An 18,494-nucleotide genomic window follows, 5' to 3' on the forward strand; every position below is an offset into this window, starting at 1 on the left:
CTGTAGTCAGCCGCTGTGGCAGGCTGCAGTTCGGTAGTACGGCTGTAGCCCAGGCCCAGGGGAGGGCCGCTTAATACGTGGCCATGCCCGGGTCTACCTGTGTGGCCCAGGCGTGGATGCCGCCCTTCAGGTTGAGGAGGTTCTCGTAGCCGAGCCGCTGTGTGAGGTAGTTGATCGCCTGCGCGCTGCGGAAGCCGTGGTGGCAGATGATCACTACGGGGATGTCGCGGCGGATGCGCGCCGACTGCCTGGACAGCTCCCCCAAGGGGATGAGTTCCCCGCCAAGGTTGCAGATCTCAAACTCCTCCGGCTCGCGCACATCCACCAGTTGCATGCGGCTGCTGCGGGCCAGTCTCTCCTTCAGCTCCAGTGCTGTAATCTCATCCATGGGTATCGGGGTAACGCAGGTATAGTTTTAGCGGCCTAAAAAGACATAGGTTGCGCTTGCTCTTCAAAATTAATCAAGCTTTTGTTTTCATGCGCATTGTAGAGGCGTAAATTGCAGCAATGGAAGTTTGGCAAAGTTTACATGTGGGCCTGCCTGCGGAGGCGCTCCTCCTGGCAGCAGTAAACGGGAGCGCCGCGCAGCTGTGGCAGCAGTTCCTGGTTGGCATGCAGCAGACCTCGCTGCTGGAGTACATTGCCGTGGTGGCCGGTATCGTGAGCGTGTGGTACTCCAGAAAGGAGCACATCCTGGTTTTCCCCATCGGCCTTATCAGTACCGTGATCTACGTTTACCTTAGTTTTAAGCACCACCTGATCGGGGAGGCGAGCGTGAACGTTTACTACAGTGTGCTGAGCGTGTACGGCTGGGTGCTGTGGGCCAGAAAGAACCAGCAGGAGGAGTATGTGCTGCACATCTCTTTCTCAAGCCGGAAGCAGTGGGGGCAGCAACTCGCGTTTTTTGCCGTGCTCTACGCTGTCATCTTTTTTGCCCTTTCTTACCTGAAGAGCGCTTTTTACGACGGCGTTATCCCGTGGGCCGATGCGTTTGCCAGCGCGACTGCCTATACCGGCATGTGGCTCATGGCCAAAAAGAAGGTGGAGAGCTGGTACTGGTGGATCGCCACCAACGTGGCCTCCGTTCCGCTCTACTTCGTGAAGGGCCTGGTGTTTACCTCCGTGTTTTATGTGGTGCTGCTGGCCATGGCCTTTGCCGGACTGGTGGAGTGGAAGCGAAAGGTGGAGCTGCGCAAGGCCAGGGTGTCGGAGCCGGCGTAGGAGTAGGTGTGCTATAACATGTTGTAAATGTGGTTGTTGTGTATGGGTTTGTTCTGTTTTAGAACCACAAATCTGTGGTAAAGCGGAGAGTAACTCCATAGTTATACTTTATCTTTCAGGAGTTAAAGTCTATGGGAGGCTGTACAGCGTAAGTATAGGTATCGAGTTTTGCTGCGACCCCGCTAGGACGTAGTTTGTTAAACCACTAACGCTGCAGCACATGAAACAACGCAAACTAGAATTGCCCGATGAACTAAAATTTGAGAATCGGATGAAATGGGGGTACGAGTCTCCGGACGAGAGCCCCAAATTTGTTTTTCTGAGACAATACGGAGAGCCAAAGCCTAAAATTGTAGAGGTTTACAATTTTTACGACTACAGCTTCTCTGAGAACTAAACCTAAAAGGCTGCCCTACCGGCAGCCTTTTAGCCATTCTATCGCCTCATTCTCGCAATCGATAACCAATGTTCTGAAGTTGTCGCGCGCACGTCTGCAAAAGTCCTCCACCGACAGCGTACTTTCTATATTCTCCGGTATCAGGTGTACCAAACAGGTAAGCCCTGCCTGTACAGCGGGGGGCATGCACACCCGCTCCATCCACTCGTTTGCATCCAGAAAAGAGCAGCTGGAGTAGCGGGTATCGTTTAAAATCTTTGAGTACGGGCTTCGCTGCAGGCCCTCCACATACAGCAGGCTGCCGAGCTTCACCTGCTCGGTTGTGGTGGAGCCGTACCAGCAGCCACGAAGCCAGCCGCTTAGCTTGTCCACCTCAAGGGTGAAGTATACTTCATCTTGGTTGTTTCGCAGCTCTTTCTTCATGGTATAGGGTGTTGAGGGGAAAATGGCCTTCTGTTAAGTAGCTAAAATAAGCAAAAAAACAATGACAAAATGCAGCTTTTTCTCCGGATCAGGCCAAAACTTTCATGCCGGGCCCAGCCCTGCGGTAGCCTGCCAGAGCAGTAGCAAACAATGCGCCAGATACTGTGGCAAGTATGGTTATCTTTGGGCGCTGGCAACACTAAACCAGCTTTCACAATCATGATTAAAATCGCCATTACCGGCCCGGAGTCCACAGGCAAGTCCACGATGGCGGCACAGCTGGCCGAGCGTTACAATACCGTGTGGGTGCCGGAGTATGCCCGCAGCTACGTAGGCAACCTGGGCCGCGACTATACTTTGGAGGACATAGAAGCCATTGCGCGGGGGCAGCTGGCCCTGGAGCGGGAACTGCAGCCACAGGCAAACAAGGTTCTTTTTGCCGATACCGATATGCTGGTGCTCAAGATCTGGAGCGAGCATGCCTTTGGCCACTGCCCGGCCTGGATACTGCAGCAATTACAGGCTCAGGACTACAACCTTTGCCTGCTGATGGGCGTTGATTTGCCGTGGGAGCCTGATCCGCAGCGCGAGCACCCGCACCTGCGCCGCTTCTTCTATGAGTGGTACAAGCGGGAGCTGGAGGCGCTGGGCGTGCCGTTCGTGGAGATACACGGGCAGCAGCAGGAGCGCCTGCAGCTTGCCAAGCAGCACGTGGAGGCGCTCCTTTCCAAACATCAACCTTAACTACCAGAGCATGCTATACTTCCTCGAGAACGAAAACTATAAAGCGGGCGTCGATACGCTGGGCGCCGAGCTGCGCCATTTTATCAAGAAAGACGAAAACCTGGAGCTCATCTGGCAGGCAGACCCAGAGGTGTGGGCGGGCCACGCGCCCAACCTTTTCCCCATAGTAGGGGAGCTGCCGCAGCAGCAGTATACCTTCGAAGGCAAAACCTACCACATGAAACGCCACGGCTTTGCCCGCCGCAAGGAGTTTAAGCTGGTGGAGGAGCACCACGACAAGCTCGTGTTTGAGCTGACCGAGGATGAGGAGACCCTGCAGCAGTACCCGTTTGCGTTTCGTTTCCTGATCGCCTATACTTTGGAGGGGAACAAGCTGTCGGTTACCTACCACGTAACCAATACGGCGGAGCAGGCGCTGTACTTCTCGGTTGGCGGGCACCCCGGCTTTAACGTGCCGCTTTACCCCGGCGAGCAGTACGAGGACTACTTTATCGGCTTCGAAAAGGAGGAGACACTGCAGCGCCAACTGGTGAGCAGCGACGGCCTGCAGAACGGCCAGACGGAACCGGTGCTGGAGCAGGGAAACACGCTGCCGCTGCACCGCCACTACTTCTACAAAGACGCTATAGTCCTAAAAAACCTGCAGTCGGAGAGGGTGGTGCTGGGCAGCTCCCGGAACGCCCGCCGCATAGAAATGGAGTTCGAGGGCTTCCCGTACTTGGGCATTTGGGCGAAGCCCGAGCAGCCGCGCTACGTTTGCATCGAGCCCTGGTGCGGCATTGCCGGCCGTGTGGGGGAGAGCGGTGACCTTACAGAGAAGGAGGGGATAAACAAGCTGGCCCCGGGCCAGACGTTTGCCCGCACCTTTAGCATTGCAGTGCTGTAGCGCGCCCCACAGGTACACAGGCAAAGAACCCCGGCTATACAAGCAAAGTATGGCCGGGGTTCTTTTTTGCAGCGGCCTAAAGAGGCACTAGTGCAGGGAAGGCTCCGGAAACTTCGGGACCTTTATCTTTCGGATGTCATACTTCGGTTCATAGTCGTTTATGGGCAGCGAAATCCCTGGCGGCAAATCCAGGTCCGGCAGGTCGTCTCCCAAAGGTTCCCCACCGTCGTCGTCGTTGTCAGTGGAGGGTGGGCGGTTAAATCTGGTGCGCGGGGCAAAGGCATAGTATGCCAGTATAGTTAACAAGGCTACAGTGTATAATATGCTTATCATCATTGTGGTTCTCTTTTAATAATTCAACTTCTGCTGTTCTTTCTGCACGGCGAAAACCCTCCGTCAGTAATGGCAAGGATTATAGCGCCTTAGTATGTTTTACAACGTACTTTTTGGCTAAGTGGTTATCCACCAGCGGCAAAAATTAACAGGCCGTTGGCGGGGTTGTGTTATGGTTTGGCGGGGTATAATTTATCCTGCTTTTGTTTAGTAGATAAAGTCGGTTACCTTTGCCGGTACTTAGGGGTGCCTTATGATAACGGGCTGAGATCATACCCATTGAACCTGATCCGGGTAATGCCGGCGAAGGGAACGGTACGGGAAACATTTAAAGCAGGCTGCTAGCCCCTGGCATGTCTGTATGTTTCATCTATTATCATTTCACAATCTAATGAAGATAGTATTGATTGCACTGGCGGTGATGCTACTGCCACTGCAGCTGCTTGCCCAGTTTAAACTGAGCGGGCGTGTGTCGGACGTTGCCAAGGGCGATGCGCTGGCAGGAGCCAGCGTGGTGCTGGAGCGCACAGGCACAGGCGTTGCTACCGGGCCGAGCGGCTATTACGAGTTCCAGAGCCTGCCAGCGGGCGACTACACTTTAAAAGTAAGCTACCTGGGCTATGAGCCGGAGGTGCGGCAGGTAACGCTGCAGCAGGACGAGCGGGTGGACTTTACCCTGCGGCAGCAGGCCCTGCAGACCGGCGAAGTGGTGGTGTCGGCCACGCGCGCGAACGCCAAAACGGGCACTACCTTTACCAACGTCAGCAAAGCCGAGATCGCAGAGCGCAACTTCGGGCAGGACCTGCCCTACCTGCTGGAGCAAACACCGTCGGTGGTGGTAAATTCTGACGCGGGCGCAGGCGTGGGCTACACCGGCATCCGCATCCGCGGCTCCGACATCACCCGCATCAACGTAACCGTAAACGGCATCCCGATCAACGATGCCGAGAGCCACGGGGCCTTTTTCGTGAACATGCCCGACCTGGCCTCCTCCATTCAGGATATACAGGTGCAGCGCGGGGTGGGTACCTCCACCAACGGGGCCGGTGCCTTCGGGGCAAGCCTGAACGTGCGCACCATCGGGGTTAACCGGGAGGCGTATGCGGAGGCGGTGAACGGCTACGGCTCCTTCGATACCTGGCGCCACTCCGTCTCCTTCGGCTCCGGGCTCATCAACGACAGGTTTACGGTGGACGGGCGCTTGTCCAAAGTCTCCTCAGACGGGTACATAGACCGTGCTTTCTCCGACCTGAAGTCGTACTACCTCTCTGCCGGCTACCACGGCAAAACAGGCATGCTGAAGTTTGTGACCTTCTCGGGCAAGGAAAAGACCTACCAGGCCTGGGACGGGGTGCCGGAGGATAAGCTGGAAACCGACAGGACCTACAACGGCCTCACCTACGAGAACGAAACAGACAATTACCAGCAGGACCACTACCAGCTGCACTACTCCAAAGACCTGCTGCCGCGCCTGAACCTGGGCGGTGCCTTCCACTTTACCCGCGGCCGCGGCTACTACGAGCAGTACAAGTATGACCAGAAGCTGTCGAAGTACGGCATCTCTCCGGTCGTGTTGGGCGACACCAGCATCAAGCGCTCGGACCTCATCCGCCAGAAGTGGCTGGATAACTACTTCTACGGCGCGACCTATGCCTTAAACTACTTCACCGAAAACGGTAAGCTGAACGCGACGCTGGGCGGTGCCTGGAACAAGTATGACGGCGACCATTACGGCGAGGTTATCTGGGCCCGCTTCGCCTCCGACAGCGAGCTGGGGCAGCGCTACTACTTCAACAACGCCGTTAAAACCGACTTTAACATCTTTGGGAAGGCTAACTACCAGCTTACGGAGCGTCTGGGCGTGTTCGGGGACCTGCAGTACCGCACCATCAACTATGAGATTGAGGGCGAGGATGATGACCGCCGCGACGTTACCCAACAGGTGGATTTCCAGTTCCTCAACCCGAAAGCGGGGATTACCTACGAGGTGGCGGGCGGCCAGACAGTGTACGCGTCCTACGCCGTGGGCCACCGTGAGCCGGTGCGCTCCGACTTTACAGACCAGACACTGGCCGACCAGCAGAACGGCGTACGGCCTGAAGCGGAGGCGCTCTACAACCTGGAGGTCGGGTACCGCCTGCGAGGCACCAGCCCGGCTATACTTGGCCAGCGCGCCCGCTACACCCTCGATGCCAACTTCTACCACATGGACTACGACAACCAGCTGGTGCAGACAGGGCAGCTGAACGATGTAGGCTCCCCGCTCCGCACCAACATTAAAGACAGCTACCGCGCCGGCGTAGAGCTGGCCGCAATGCTGAACCTGGGCGAGCTGGTGGAGCTGAGCAGCAACGTGACCTTCAGCCGGAACAAGGTGAAGAACTACACCGATTACCTGTATGTGTATGATGCCGATTACAACGTGGAGGACATTGTGGAGACAAACTACAGTGAAACGGATATCTCCTTTTCTCCCGCCGTGGTGTCGGCGCACAAGCTGGAGGTGCAGCCGCTGAGGGGCTTTAAAGCCGCCTTCCTTTACAAGACGGTGAGCGAGCAGTACCTGGACAACACGGGCTCGGCCGCCCGTAAGCTGGACGGCTACCAGGTGGCGGACCTGCGCCTGCGTTACACGCTGCGCCCGTCCTTCCTGAAAGAGCTGGAGGTGGCGCTGCTGGTGAGCAACCTGTTCAACGCGGAGTATGAGGCCAATGGCTACACGTTCAGCGAGCGCTATGCCGGCGATGCCACCCGCTACGATTACAACTATTACTATCCGCAGGCCACGCGCAACTACATGCTCACGGTGGGCGTGAAGTTCTAACGGCGAATTCCTGTTAAACCGATAAGCCAAAAGCCCTGCCGCCCGGCGGGGCTTTTGGCTTTGGTACCTCCCGCACCAGAGGGTTTTGTGCGTAGAGGCACAGGGGGCGCCGTTCAGTGCTGCAGTCGCTTTAATCTTTAAGTTAAAACATGGTGATTTTGCCGAAAATTTTAACTTTGCGTAATACCCTTTCTCAAACCCTTAAAACAGAACTATGGCCTACGAATCATCAGGAGCTCCTGATTATTATAACATCGATGATCTGCTAACAGAAGAACACCTACTGATCCGCCAGACCATGCGCGACTTCGTGAAGCGCGAGATCTCCCCGAATATTGAGCAGTGGGCGCAGGATGCTCATTTCCCTTCCGAGATCGTGAAAAAGTTCGGCGATGTAGGCGCCTTCGGCCCGACCATTCCGACGGAGTACGGCGGCGGTGGCCTCGATTACATCAGCTACGGCATTATTATGCAGGAGATTGAGCGCGGCGATTCCGGCATGCGCTCTACGGCCTCGGTGCAGGGGTCGCTGGTGATGTACCCGATCTACAAGTATGGTTCGGAGGAGCAGCGCAAAAAGTACCTGCCCAAGCTGGCGAGCGGCGAGTGGCTGGGCTGCTTCGGCCTCACAGAGCCGGACCATGGTTCTAACCCGGGCGGCATGGTCACCAACATCAAGGACATGGGCGACCACTACCTGCTCAACGGCGCCAAGATGTGGATTTCCAACTCCCCGGAGTGCCAGGTGGCGGTGGTGTGGGCCAAGAACGAGGAAGGCCGCATCAAAGGCCTGATCGTGGAGCGCGGCATGGAGGGCTTCTCCACGCCGGAGATCCACAACAAGTGGAGCCTGCGCGCCAGCTGCACCGGCGAGCTGGTGTTCGATAACGTGAAGGTGCCGAAAGAGAACCTGCTGCCAAACGTAGAAGGCCTGCGCGGCCCGCTCGGTTGTTTAGACTCGGCTCGTTACGGTATTTCGTGGGGTGCCATCGGTGCGGCCATCGACTGCTACGAGTCAGCCAGAAAGTACAGCATGGAACGTATTCAGTTCGACAAGCCGATCGGGGCTTTCCAGCTCACGCAGAAGAAACTGGCTGAGATGCTCACCGAGATTACAAAGGCACAGCTGCTGGCCTGGCGCCTGGGTTCGCTCATGAACGAGGGCAAAGCCACCACGCAGCAAATATCCATGGCTAAGCGCAACAACGTGGACATGGCCCTGCACATTGCCCGCGAGGCACGCCAGATCCACGGCGGTATGGGCATTACGGGCGAATACCCGATCATGCGCCATATGATGAACCTGGAGTCGGTGATCACCTATGAGGGCACGCACGACATCCACCTGCTCATTACGGGTGCGGATATTACCGGTATTTCGGCGTTTAAGTAATCATTGCTCGTAATTCGAGTGGCTACACAAAGTATAAAGTATAGCAAAGGCAGCCGCGGGAGTGGCTGCCTTTGTTGTTTACGTAGACCTCGCGGTTTGTGTAGCTCTAGGGAGTGCCTTTAGAAAACAGCACCTTTAGGTATTCTGCCTGCAGGCACTGTTTCTTTGCCACTGCTATACTGTAGGAGTAGTTATCTGCGGCACCAGCGGACGCTTGCGCCAAGCTATGAGCTGCAGCAGAAGCTGGAGGAGGTTTAGGAAAGCCCCGGCTACTCCTCTTCCTCCCAGCCGGTTCCGCTGCGCCTGCCGCCGGGGCTGTACGTCATCATGCTTCCCCAGAGCCTGTCAAACTCGCGGCTGTAGTCCTGCACAATGCTGAGGTTGTCGGTGATAAGGATGTTCTCGTGGTTGTGCATGGCTGCGCTGCGGGTCCAGTTGTAGCTGCCGGTCAGCACACGCGCCTCGTCAAAAACAGCGAACTTGTGGTGCATGTGGCTGCGTGTTTTGTCTATCCGCACCTCCAGGCCACGCGCAGCCAGCTCCCGGATGTCTGAGCCGGTGTCGTGGAGCTTGTTGTTGTCGGTGATGATCTTTATACTTACCCCACGTTTGTAGGCGCGGATAATAGCCTCCGTAATGCGGTTGTCGCTGATCGTGAACACGCAGATCTTTATACTCTTCCCGGCCCCGTCCATACTTTCAACAATGGCGTTGAGGCAATCGTCGCCGGGGCTGAAGAAGGCATGGCTGGTGATCTTTGGCTGCTGCGGCTGCATATGTGTGCTGTTGGCTCGTCGTTAAGGTACTACAGCTTCCGCAATTTGCAAATTAGCAGTTTAGCGATTGCTAATGATGTTAGATTTGTGGTGGGTAACTATAAAATAATTAGCAAAATTGCGTAAATTCGTAGGCTGAAATGGAGCGAAAGCACCGCCGAAACTGTTACCTTTAGGAGCAGCGAAAGCTCATTTTTTGTAGAAGATTATACTTATGAGAGAAGATTATCTCACCGGCGAAAACGAGTACATGACGCCGGCCGAACGCGACATAGACAAGGCACTCCGCCCGCTCAGCTTCCGCGACTTTACGGGGCAGGACAAGGTGGTGGAGAACCTGAAGATATTTGTGCAGGCGGCCAAACGCCGCGGCGAGGCGCTGGACCACGTGCTGCTGCACGGGCCTCCGGGCCTGGGTAAAACCACGCTCTCGCACATCATCGCCTCGGAGCTGGATGCAGGCATTAAGATGACCTCCGGCCCGGTGCTGGACAAGCCAAGCGACCTGGCAGGCCTGCTCACCAACCTGGAGACGAACGACGTCCTGTTTATAGACGAGATTCACCGCCTGAACCCGATTGTGGAGGAGTACCTGTACTCGGCCATGGAGGACTACAAGATCGACATCATGCTCGATTCCGGCCCGAATGCCCGTTCCGTGCAGATCAGCCTGAACCCGTTTACGCTGATCGGGGCCACCACGCGCTCCGGCTTGCTGACGGCTCCTTTGCGTGCCCGTTTCAGCATTAACTCCCGGCTGGAGTACTACGACGCCGAACTGCTGCGCTCTATCGTAAAGCGTTCTTCTGCGCTGCTGGGCGCTCCTATTCATGAGGATGCCGCCTTCGAGATTGCCCGCCGTAGCCGCGGTACGCCCCGTATCGCCAACAACCTGCTGCGCCGTACCCGCGACTTCGCACAGGTAAAGGGCGACGGTACGATAACTGTGGATATCGCTAAGTTTGCCCTCAACGCGCTGGACGTGGACCACAACGGCCTCGACGATATGGACAACCGCATCCTGATGACCATCATCGACAAGTTTAAAGGTGGCCCGGTGGGGATCACGACCATTGCCACAGCCTGCGGAGAGGAGTCGGAAACAATTGAGGAAGTATACGAGCCGTTCCTGATCCAGGAAGGCTATATCAAGCGCACGGCGCGAGGCCGCGAGGCAACGGAGCTTGCCTACAGGCACCTGGGCAAAATTCCGCCGCAGGAGATTGCTGCTGGCGGCTTGTTCAACCAACCGGAGTAAATAAGCTGTTTGTGATAAAGTAAAAAAAAGGCAGATCGTGTGGTCTGCCTTTTTTGTGTATACATTGAATATGCAGATGAGAATAATGCAAATATTATAAACAAAACTAGCTAATGTGCGCTAAATAAAGCAAGCTGACGTTTTTCTGCTTCCTTCTTATTTCTATTCTCTCTTCCCTTGCTCGTTTCAATTGTAGTTACTCCATCATAAGCTATATGTACCTCTGTTACAGCAAAGGATGTTACTTGTATTTCTCCAAATTCCGAGAGCTTTCTACGCGTCTCTAGAACGCACGAAATTCTACTCCCATTTTTAAAAGATATCCCCTTTCGAAACACATCTTCCTTGAACTCCTCATGATTCATAAAGAAATCAATTGTTTCCCCCTTGTATATGCCCTTCCACTTAAATATACCTCTCTTCAATACAGGTGAAACAATTTCAATGTCTGCTTCCGCATCTACAATTGGAGGTAACTTATCCGATTCTATAATGTAATTTCCGAAGTCCTCTCTTAAAATTGCTAGGGGTTTTCCTATGGGCTGATTTTCACTATTTATCCTGCTGATTTCTAGCTTTGTTATTTTAGGATAACTTTCTAAAGTTTTATAAAAGTTAGATTTATGTCTGGTGATTTTTAGATTTCTATCTAGGGCAGCCACTACAGAATCTGCGTTAATTGTATTTTGGTTTCTGTTGCTCTCATTAAGCTGTTGTTCTAACACCTTGATATTTAATCGTGCTTCATGAATTTGCAATTCAGTAAGTTGTTTAGATAACTCTTTTTGTTCTGCATCTTCTGTGAGGTAGTGAACCAATAAAGGAGTGATTACAGATAGGACCATTGGCGTAAGCCAATGGTTTTTTATCTTGAGGAAGTATTTGTTCTTTAGACTACCCTCTTCATATGGCTCTGCTTCAACTGAAATCTTAATGTCTAGAACATCAGATACCTCTTTGATAATTAAAAGTATTTCATGCTCACACTTGTTCCGAATGAAAGCATCCATAGTATGAGATTCATCAATAAAGAAGTAATGAAGTTCAAGTTTATTTATCAGAGGATGTCCCATAGTAGTTAATGAAGAATAGAGCAGGCTTTTGTATTTCCTTAATCTTATGATCTAAAGTATAAAAAAGAAAAAGTATATTATATGTGAATATATGAATTAATTGTATTGATAGAACTTTTAATCAACAGAGAAATAGGCAGTAACACAATTACTTATCGTCATCCTTAACTTAACGGACCTTTTTCTCCCTAACTTTGTTCTTCTGAAAGTATAGCCGCCAAAGTATAAAGCGGCACCAAGTATAAATTGAGCAAAGAGAAGTATACATACCTGATCAAGCAAAAGGCGAAGGAGCTGGGCTTCATGTACTGCGGTGTGTCTAAGGCAGAGTTTCTGGAGGAGGAGGCACCGCGCCTGGAGCGTTGGCTTAACCAGAACATGCACGGGCAGATGCGCTACATGGAGAACCACTTCGATAAGCGCCTGGACCCGCGCCTGCTGGTGGACGGCGCCAAGTCGGTGGTGTCGCTGCTGCTCAACTATTACCCTGCCAAAGACGACCAGCAGCAGGAAGAGGATACCTATAAGGTCTCCAAGTACGCCTACGGCACCGACTACCACTTTGTGATAAAGGATAAGCTGAAGACGCTGCTGAGCTACATAAACGAGGAGATAGGGGAGGTAGGCGGCCGCTGCTTCGTAGACTCTGCCCCGGTAATGGATAAGGCTTGGGCGAAGAAGAGCGGCTTGGGCTGGGTGGGCAAAAGCTCCAACCTGATCACGCCGCAGGTGGGCAGCTTCTACTTTATAGCCGAGCTGATCATAGACCTGGACCTGGAATACGACGGGCCCATAAAAGACTACTGCGGCTCCTGCACCCGTTGCCTGGATGCCTGCCCGACCGGCGCCATCACCGAGCCTTATGTGGTAGACGGCAGCAAGTGCATCTCCTACTTCACCATTGAGCTAAAAGACCAACTGCCAAGCGAGATGAACGGCAAGTTCGGCAACTGGGTCTTCGGCTGCGACATCTGCCAGGACGTGTGCCCCTGGAACCGCTTCAGCAAGCCGCACAGCGAACCAGCGTTTGCGCCGCACCCGGAGCTAAAAACGCTTAAAACCAGCGACTGGCAGGAGCTGACGCACGAAGTGTTTTCACAGCTGTTCAAGAAGTCAGCCGTAAAGCGCACGGGCTACAATGGCCTGGTGCGCAACATCCGCTTTGTTCAGGAAGATTCAGATAAGTAGGCTAGGCAATTACACTCGCAGATTTCGAAAATACCTTGTTCAGGATGAGCAGGTACATGCCTGAGAATTGGTCGTAGCACCATTGCTTTAGCTGCTGTATTTCTTCCTGCCCTAAAACTTTAAATGCTTTTCTCAGCTCTTTTTCAAACAACATCTTGTCGAAGCTCACCTTCAACAGAATGGTTTTAACGTATTCCAACATTTTGGTAATAGAAAGTAGTAGTTTGTTTCCTAACACGGGTACTGTTAATAATACGGAAGAGAAGGGAAAAGGTGCTGGTAAAGCGTTATAATTATATTGGATATTAGTTAAAGTCTTGATTTTCATTGTAGAAATAAAGCAAAAGGGGCTGCTCTACGGCGGCCCCTTTTGCTTGGAAAGGCTGTTGCGGGTGCTATTTCACAATAAAAAGCTCGGCAATGTCATTAACGATAGCCATGCTCAGTGGCTCGTCAAAGGCTTCGGTTACCTGCTCTGGCGCCACATTTGACACCTGCGGCACGTTTACCCCGGCCTGCACCGTCTGGTCTTCGCCCTGGTAAACTGGTTCTGCCGGTGCTGGTACCATCTCACCCTCCGGACCGCCGGTTATCCAGCCCTTCAGCCCGCGGATTCGGCGCACAATGGCTGCATGGCGTGCCTCCACGGAGTGTATCTGCAGGGCGGCCGTCAGTATAGCGGGGTTGCCGGCAAGGTTTGCCGCCTGCCCTTTGTAGGCGCGCACACCGGTATCCTCAAAAGCCTGCGACAGCGTGAGAAACACCTGCGCGTCGGAGTTCCAGGTCGGAAACGCGCCTCCTGCAGAAAAATCAAAGGTAGGTGCGTCTATCGGAGTGCCTCCCAGGCTCGTAATCGCCGACTTCAGGAAGTTGACGTGGGCCAGCTCGTTATCGCGCACCTCCATAAAGAACTCCCTGTTATCGCCCAGGTTAAGGGCGGTCGCGGCTAGCGCCTGCTCGTAGAAGTTATACTCCAGGTACTCCAGTGTGAGGGCGTAGTTCAGGATATCCACAATGCTGTTGGTGGACTGGCCGTAGGCTTTCTTAAACATGCTGCCCATGGCCAGCGGCACAGCCGCCAGGGCTACTTTTTTGCCGAAGCTTCCAAAGCCGCTCATGGCGGCGCGGCGAGAGGCGAGGCGGTCGTATACTTCCGGGTCTACTTTCTCAATGTCTTTGATGATCTTAAATATATTCATGTCTGGTCCTCCTGTTGCTTATTGGGGTAAATTGCTAAAGTCGATTTCTGTGGTGATAAACGGTGCGGCAGCGGCCAGCACAGCGCTTGGCATCATGGCGCGGTCCAATCCGTCCTCGTCGATAAACTCCTCGCCGAAACGGCCGTTGCCGGCGATCAAATCATCGATGGCGGCGGCATGGCGCGCCTCTACCGACACAATTTTACCCGCAAGCAGCAGATAGTCCAGGCCAACGCCGGTGTCTGTGAGCAGCTTGCCTGCGCCGTTGTAGGCGGCCACCCCCAGGTTTTCGAATGTCTTGGCCGTCTGCAGGATGCTGCTCTTGTCGTTGAAGTTTACACTGCTGAAATCCACCTCCAGGGCCGGAATGGCGTTGGAGCCCAGGGCTGCCTTAAACAGCTCGCGGTGCGCTACCTCGTGCGCCTTCAGGTCCATCATCACGTTCATCTCATCGGAGGTAAGGGCGTTGCCGGCCTCAGCCACCACCATGGTATAGAAAGCCGCTTCCAGTTGTTCCAAAGCATAGGCATAGTTCAGGACCCCGACGTCCCCCGAGCCCAGGTTAACCGCACCGACAGGCGGCGGCGTCATGTCATCGTCATCGTCGTCATCGCAGGCGGTGGTCAGCAGTATGGTGGCCGCGGCGGCAGAGGCGGAGGCGTAGCGGAAAAAGGTGCGGCGCTGCATGGGGAGCTGCAGGTGCTTGCCCAGGCCCTCCTCGTTTTCAACAGGTTTAGTTTCTTTACTCATAATTTTACTTTTTTATGTTGATAGATTGCTGACTTTGCAGAACTTGTTCTGGAGAGCGGTATCGCCTGGAAACCTGCCTGTTGCCCTGCAAAGTTTCATAACCTACGGGGGCCATTTGCGGCCGGATTTGTACTGAGCTGTAAAAAAATGGTTCTCCGCAGCCGCCAAAGCTTCTATCCGTTTGTCTGTATATAGCATTATAAGCTGCAGAAAAGGGGCTTTAAAGGCAGTACGGTAGTGTTTAAAGAAGATGAGGCGGTGCCGTGCGCTGTGTTATTGGCTGCAGGAAAAGCCACGTTGTTGCATGCTTTTTTTCAGTTTTTGGCAGGGATGGTATATTGATTTGCACTTTTTTATTCTGGAAACCGTGCCGTTGGCTACTATGAAAAAACTGTGGCAGAAGCTCAGAAACAGAGCCTTGGAATCGTTAGATTTGCATTGTTGGTTTTCTGTTAGCATTTTGCCTCCATGCGATTCTTAGCCCTGACTCTTCTTCTTTGCCTTGCCTTATTTGTGCCTGCCCGGGCACAGCAGGCCAGCATTGAGTTAGGAAAGAGCCCGCTGCCCCTGAACCAGTACTTTACGGTGTCGGTGCGCCTGCAAAATCAGCAGCTGAAAGAATACACTCCCTTCCCGGAAATTGAAGGCTTTAAGAAAAGCAACAAGTACTCCTCCACCAAAACCATCATTACCGGAGGGACCACCACCACCATCCTCACCATCACCCAAAACTACGCACCGCTGGAAGAAGGGGAGTATACTTTAAAGCCCTTCTCGATGAAGGTGAACGGGCAGACGCTACAGTCGAAGGGGATGGAGCTAAAGGTGACGCCGATGCAGGCCAATGCGCCTCCGGTCTCTAACCTGCCCCCCGACCTGATCACGCTCGACGAGGAGCAGGAGGCTCTGGAACAGGAGGAGGCCCCTGAGTTTGTAGACAAGGACGATAACGCGTTTCTCTCGCTGTACACGAGCAAAAACGAGGTGTTTGTGGGGGAGGGAGTGCACGTGGCACTGTACTTTTACCTGGCCGAAGAAGACCAGCGCCTGCTAGATTTCTACGATTTCGGCAACCAGATCACCGGCATCCTGCGCCAGCTGAAACAGCCGAACGCGTGGGAGGAAACCTTTGACTTTACAGAGATTACCCCGGAAAACGTGACGGTGCAGGGAGAACCGTACCTTCGGTTCAAGCTGTATGAGGCAGTGCTGTTCCCCATCAACCTGGAGCCCCTGCAGTTTCCGCAGCTGCAGCTCCGGATGATCAAGTATAAAGTAGCTAAAAAACCAACCCTGGTGGCCGAAGAGCGGCAGGAAGGCTATAAAACATTCTACTCCCGGCCCAAAACCGTGGAAGTGAAGGAGCTGCCGCCGCACCCTTTGCGCAACGTGGTGCCAGTGGGGAACTACCGGCTACGCGAGCGCCTGTCGCAGCGAAGTGTGCCGGTAAACAAGAGCTTTACCTATGTTTTCCAGGTGGAGGGAGAGGGCAATCTGGCTGCGATTATGCCACCTGTGCCCGAAGCGCCCCCAGGGCTTGAGTTCTACCCGCCGGATGTGCAGCAGGACGTGACCAAGCGGTCGGGAAGGGTGCTGGGGGCCAAGAGCTTTTCGTACGCAGTGCTGCCCCGCGAGCCGGGTGCCTACGCACTGGGCAGTGCCATGGAGTGGATCTACTTTAACCCTGCCACCGCTGCCTACGACACGCTGCGGCCAACGCTGCAGGTGCAAATAACCGGTGCCCGCGACAGCGATGCGCAGGTGCTGTCCAGAGATCTGGGTTCTTTTTATAACATCATCGAAAACGAAGACAACACGCTGGTCGATTTGCACCTCTTCGAGGAGATCAAGCGCTACACCAACATTATTCTGCTGGTGCTGCTGGCGGTGTCGGCTTTCGTTTTCATAAAGAAATAAGTATGAGCAATTCTTACGGAAGCGTTTTCCGGATAACAACCTTCGGCGAGTCGCACGGCGCGGCCGTTGGGGTGATAGTGGACGGTTGCCCGGCAGGGCTGGAGATCACCACAGAGGAGATTCAGCAGGCGCTGGACCGCCGCCGCCCCGGCCAGTCTGATATCACCACTCCCCGCAAAGAGGAGGACAAGGTAACGATACTTTCGGGTATGTTTGAGGGCAAGACGACCGGCACGCCCATTGCCATGGTGGTCAACAACAAAGACCAGCACAGCCACGACTACAGCCACATTGCGCAAGCCTTCCGCCCATCGCACGCCGATTATACTTACACCACCAAGTATGGCCTGCGCGATTACCGTGGCGGTGGCCGCAGCTCTGCCCGCGAAACAGTGGCCAGAGTAGCAGCCGGTGCCCTGGCCGCCAAATTGCTGCAGCACCACGGCATCACCGTGCAGGCCTATGTGTCGCAGGTAGGGCCGGTGAAGCTGCGCAAGCCGTACCACAAGCTGGATCTGAGCCAGATAGACTCGAACAAAGTGCGCTGCCCCGACGGTAAAATTGCCGCCCGTATGATTGGTGTGGTCGAGGAGGCCCGTGATAACCTGGATACCATCGGCGGTGTGGTCAGCTGCGTGATAAAGGGCGTTCCGGCCGGCCTGGGGGAGCCCGTGTTTGACAAGCTGCATGCAGAGCTGGGTAAGGCCATGCTAAGTATAAACGCCGTGAAAGGCTTTGAGTACGGCAGTGGCTTTGAAGGTGTAAAGCTGAATGGCTCACAGCATAACGATCAGTTTTACACGGATGACGAGGGCAACGTGCGCACCCGCACGAATAACTCGGGCGGCATACAGGGCGGCATCAGCAACGGGCAGGATATTTACTTTAATGTTGCCTTTAAGCCTGTGGCTACCATCCTGCAGCCGCAAACAACTATAAACGATGCCGGCGAGGAAATTACGCTACAAGGCAAAGGCCGCCACGACCCTTGTGTGTTGCCGCGCGCTGTACCTATTGTAGATGCTATGGCAGCCTTAGTGATCGCGGATTTCCTGCTGCGGCAGCGCGTAAACAAGTTGTAGCTGATTAAAGCAGCAGCCCTAGGTAAAGGTGCGCGTGGGCACACGTCCCCGTTGGAGTAGTTCCTCCTCATAGTGGGTGGGCCGGCAAAAGCCGTTTGTCAGGAGGGGGGTTCTCGTGCTGGCCCGCAGCGTGGTTCTGTCGTTGTGGTCAGTGATGGTGAAACCTTTTGTGCTAAGGCTGCCCTGGAGCAGCGGCCCTACCCCGGAGAAAGGCTCGTGGAGTAACCGGAACTTAACATCCAGCTGTAGCAATGCAGGCGCCGTCTCATTCTTTGCACGGCTCAGTGTATAGCACGGAAGATAAGATTTACTTGTACCTGATCGGGATACTGAACAGCTTAACGTCACTGGGCACCAGGATCCGCTTTTGCTGTTGCATCTGCTGCTGCTGAAGGCCATGCGCTGCACTGGCCTCAGAGTCCATCGCAGGCCCATCTGTGGCATATTCACCTGGCACTTCGCCTACGTTTACCTTAGGTGTGTGCGTTGCTGGTAGCTTGACTTTAGCAATAGCTGCTCTCAGGTCACGCTCGGTCGCCCATGGCATTACATCCACTGTAGGAAGCTCGGTTGCCTGCTCCTGAAGGGTAACAGTTGTAGCGTAGCTGTGGGTGCTTATATCCTCCGGAATCAGGACGTACTGCTTTCCATAGCCTAGCATGCTGATAACCACGCTGTCGCCGGCAAGCACTGGCATCGAAAAGTAACCGCCTTCGCTGGTGTGTGTGCCACGGGTGGTGTGGGGTACATACACTGCAGCCCCTCTCAATCCTGCTTTCTCATCTCCGCCGGTCTGCACAATGCCGGATAACTGCACCACATGCTCCTGTGCAAAGGCAGTAGCTGTGCTTAAAAGCACAGTTAAAAAGGCCAACGCCAGGCGAGAAGCGGTGTTTGTTTTCATAGGCAGGAGTTACGGCTTCGCACAGCTTGTATATAAATATATAACTTTAACGATAAAGCCGTGTGTATATTTTGCTTTGCCTCAGCAGGAGCCATAAAAAAAGCCTCCCCTACGCAAGTAAAGGAG

At 54.1% G+C, this 18,494-nt stretch carries 20 protein-coding genes and 1 riboswitch; of the genes, 10 read left to right on the plus strand and 10 right to left on the minus strand.

Features of this window, described 5'->3' with window-relative positions; all coding sequences use genetic code 11:
- Positions 1–70 precede the first annotated feature (70 nt).
- Positions 71–388, minus strand: a complete 318-nt coding sequence (locus CA264_RS19805) for a rhodanese-like domain-containing protein (protein ID WP_025609137.1) — start codon at positions 386–388, stop codon at positions 71–73.
- A gap of 119 nt (positions 389–507) precedes the next feature.
- On the opposite strand from CA264_RS19805, the gene pnuC reads away from it, so the two are divergent.
- Both pnuC and CA264_RS21985 read left to right on the plus strand, forming a co-directional pair.
- Entirely contained in the window at positions 508–1,221 is a 714-nt protein-coding gene (gene pnuC / locus CA264_RS19810; protein WP_084196295.1) for a nicotinamide riboside transporter PnuC, read from the plus strand.
- Between the two features lie 220 nt (positions 1,222–1,441).
- On the plus strand, positions 1,442–1,618 hold the full coding sequence (locus CA264_RS21985) for a hypothetical protein (protein ID WP_162912099.1): 177 nt from the start codon (positions 1,442–1,444) through the stop codon (positions 1,616–1,618).
- 15 nt (positions 1,619–1,633) lie between these two features.
- Here the strand turns inward: CA264_RS21985 and CA264_RS19815 are convergent, their stop codons facing one another.
- The gene (locus CA264_RS19815) at positions 1,634–2,041 is read right to left on the minus strand and encodes a hypothetical protein (protein ID WP_025609139.1); all 408 of its coding nucleotides are present in this window, start codon (positions 2,039–2,041) and stop codon (positions 1,634–1,636) included.
- Between the two features lie 219 nt (positions 2,042–2,260).
- Between CA264_RS19815 and CA264_RS19820 the strand changes: the two genes are divergently transcribed.
- Entirely contained in the window at positions 2,261–2,785 is a 525-nt protein-coding gene (locus CA264_RS19820; RefSeq protein ID WP_025609140.1) for an AAA family ATPase, read from the plus strand.
- 10 nt (positions 2,786–2,795) lie between these two features.
- Complete coding sequence (locus CA264_RS19825; protein WP_025609141.1) at positions 2,796–3,671, plus strand: aldose 1-epimerase family protein; 876 nt, start codon at positions 2,796–2,798, stop codon at positions 3,669–3,671.
- 87 nt (positions 3,672–3,758) lie between these two features.
- On the opposite strand, the gene CA264_RS19830 is transcribed toward CA264_RS19825, so the two are convergent.
- Positions 3,759–4,007: a hypothetical protein gene (locus tag CA264_RS19830; RefSeq protein ID WP_025609142.1), complete on the minus strand. Its 249-nt coding sequence runs from the start codon at positions 4,005–4,007 to the stop codon at positions 3,759–3,761.
- Positions 4,008–4,236: 229 nt separating this feature from the next.
- Positions 4,237–4,334, plus strand: a riboswitch (TPP riboswitch).
- A 61-nt stretch (positions 4,335–4,395) separates the two neighbouring features.
- Between CA264_RS19830 and CA264_RS19835 the strand changes: the two genes are divergently transcribed.
- Both CA264_RS19835 and CA264_RS19840 read left to right on the plus strand, forming a co-directional pair.
- Positions 4,396–6,828, plus strand: coding sequence for a TonB-dependent receptor (locus tag CA264_RS19835; RefSeq protein WP_025609143.1), 2,433 nt, complete (start codon positions 4,396–4,398; stop codon positions 6,826–6,828).
- Between the two features lie 214 nt (positions 6,829–7,042).
- Entirely contained in the window at positions 7,043–8,221 is a 1,179-nt protein-coding gene (locus tag CA264_RS19840) for an acyl-CoA dehydrogenase family protein (protein ID WP_025609144.1), read from the plus strand.
- Positions 8,222–8,490: 269 nt separating this feature from the next.
- Here the strand turns inward: CA264_RS19840 and CA264_RS19845 are convergent, their stop codons facing one another.
- A complete protein-coding gene (locus CA264_RS19845) occupies positions 8,491–8,997 on the minus strand; it encodes a phospholipase D-like domain-containing protein (RefSeq protein ID WP_025609145.1) in 507 nt (168 codons plus the stop codon).
- Positions 8,998–9,211: 214 nt separating this feature from the next.
- Here CA264_RS19845 and ruvB point away from each other — a divergent pair, with 214 nt between their 5' ends.
- Complete coding sequence (ruvB, locus tag CA264_RS19850; RefSeq protein ID WP_025609147.1) at positions 9,212–10,255, plus strand: Holliday junction branch migration DNA helicase RuvB; 1,044 nt, start codon at positions 9,212–9,214, stop codon at positions 10,253–10,255.
- 110 nt (positions 10,256–10,365) lie between these two features.
- On the opposite strand, the gene CA264_RS19855 is transcribed toward ruvB, so the two are convergent.
- Positions 10,366–11,328 carry a hypothetical protein gene (locus tag CA264_RS19855; protein WP_025609148.1) on the minus strand — a complete coding sequence of 321 codons (963 nt, stop codon included), beginning with the start codon at positions 11,326–11,328 and terminating at the stop codon, positions 10,366–10,368.
- A gap of 246 nt (positions 11,329–11,574) precedes the next feature.
- Here CA264_RS19855 and queG point away from each other — a divergent pair, with 246 nt between their 5' ends.
- Positions 11,575–12,516, plus strand: a complete 942-nt coding sequence (gene queG, locus CA264_RS19860; RefSeq protein WP_025609149.1) for a tRNA epoxyqueuosine(34) reductase QueG — start codon at positions 11,575–11,577, stop codon at positions 12,514–12,516.
- A 1-nt stretch (position 12,517) separates the two neighbouring features.
- On the opposite strand, the gene CA264_RS19865 is transcribed toward queG, so the two are convergent.
- From CA264_RS19865 to CA264_RS19875, 3 genes are all read right to left on the minus strand, one after another.
- On the minus strand, positions 12,518–12,718 hold the full coding sequence (locus tag CA264_RS19865) for a hypothetical protein (RefSeq protein WP_025609150.1): 201 nt from the start codon (positions 12,716–12,718) through the stop codon (positions 12,518–12,520).
- Positions 12,719–12,911: 193 nt separating this feature from the next.
- Positions 12,912–13,715, minus strand: coding sequence for a ferritin-like domain-containing protein (locus CA264_RS19870; protein ID WP_025609151.1), 804 nt, complete (start codon positions 13,713–13,715; stop codon positions 12,912–12,914).
- Between the two features lie 18 nt (positions 13,716–13,733).
- Positions 13,734–14,465 carry a ferritin-like domain-containing protein gene (locus tag CA264_RS19875; RefSeq protein WP_025609152.1) on the minus strand — a complete coding sequence of 244 codons (732 nt, stop codon included), beginning with the start codon at positions 14,463–14,465 and terminating at the stop codon, positions 13,734–13,736.
- Between the two features lie 468 nt (positions 14,466–14,933).
- On the opposite strand from CA264_RS19875, the gene CA264_RS19880 reads away from it, so the two are divergent.
- Both CA264_RS19880 and aroC read left to right on the plus strand, forming a co-directional pair.
- Complete coding sequence (locus CA264_RS19880) at positions 14,934–16,382, plus strand: BatD family protein (RefSeq protein ID WP_071784633.1); 1,449 nt, start codon at positions 14,934–14,936, stop codon at positions 16,380–16,382.
- 2 nt (positions 16,383–16,384) lie between these two features.
- Complete coding sequence (gene aroC / locus CA264_RS19885; RefSeq protein ID WP_025609154.1) at positions 16,385–17,464, plus strand: chorismate synthase; 1,080 nt, start codon at positions 16,385–16,387, stop codon at positions 17,462–17,464.
- An 18-nt stretch (positions 17,465–17,482) separates the two neighbouring features.
- Here the strand turns inward: aroC and CA264_RS19890 are convergent, their stop codons facing one another.
- Positions 17,483–17,716 (minus strand): hypothetical protein, encoded by a 234-nt coding sequence (locus CA264_RS19890; RefSeq protein WP_025609155.1) that lies wholly within the window; start codon positions 17,714–17,716, stop codon positions 17,483–17,485.
- A 55-nt stretch (positions 17,717–17,771) separates the two neighbouring features.
- On the minus strand, positions 17,772–18,368 hold the full coding sequence (locus CA264_RS19895) for a carboxypeptidase-like regulatory domain-containing protein (RefSeq protein WP_025609156.1): 597 nt from the start codon (positions 18,366–18,368) through the stop codon (positions 17,772–17,774).
- Positions 18,369–18,494 lie beyond the last annotated feature (126 nt).

Source organism: Pontibacter actiniarum (assembly GCF_003585765.1).
Lineage (GTDB): Bacteria > Bacteroidota > Bacteroidia > Cytophagales > Hymenobacteraceae > Pontibacter > Pontibacter actiniarum.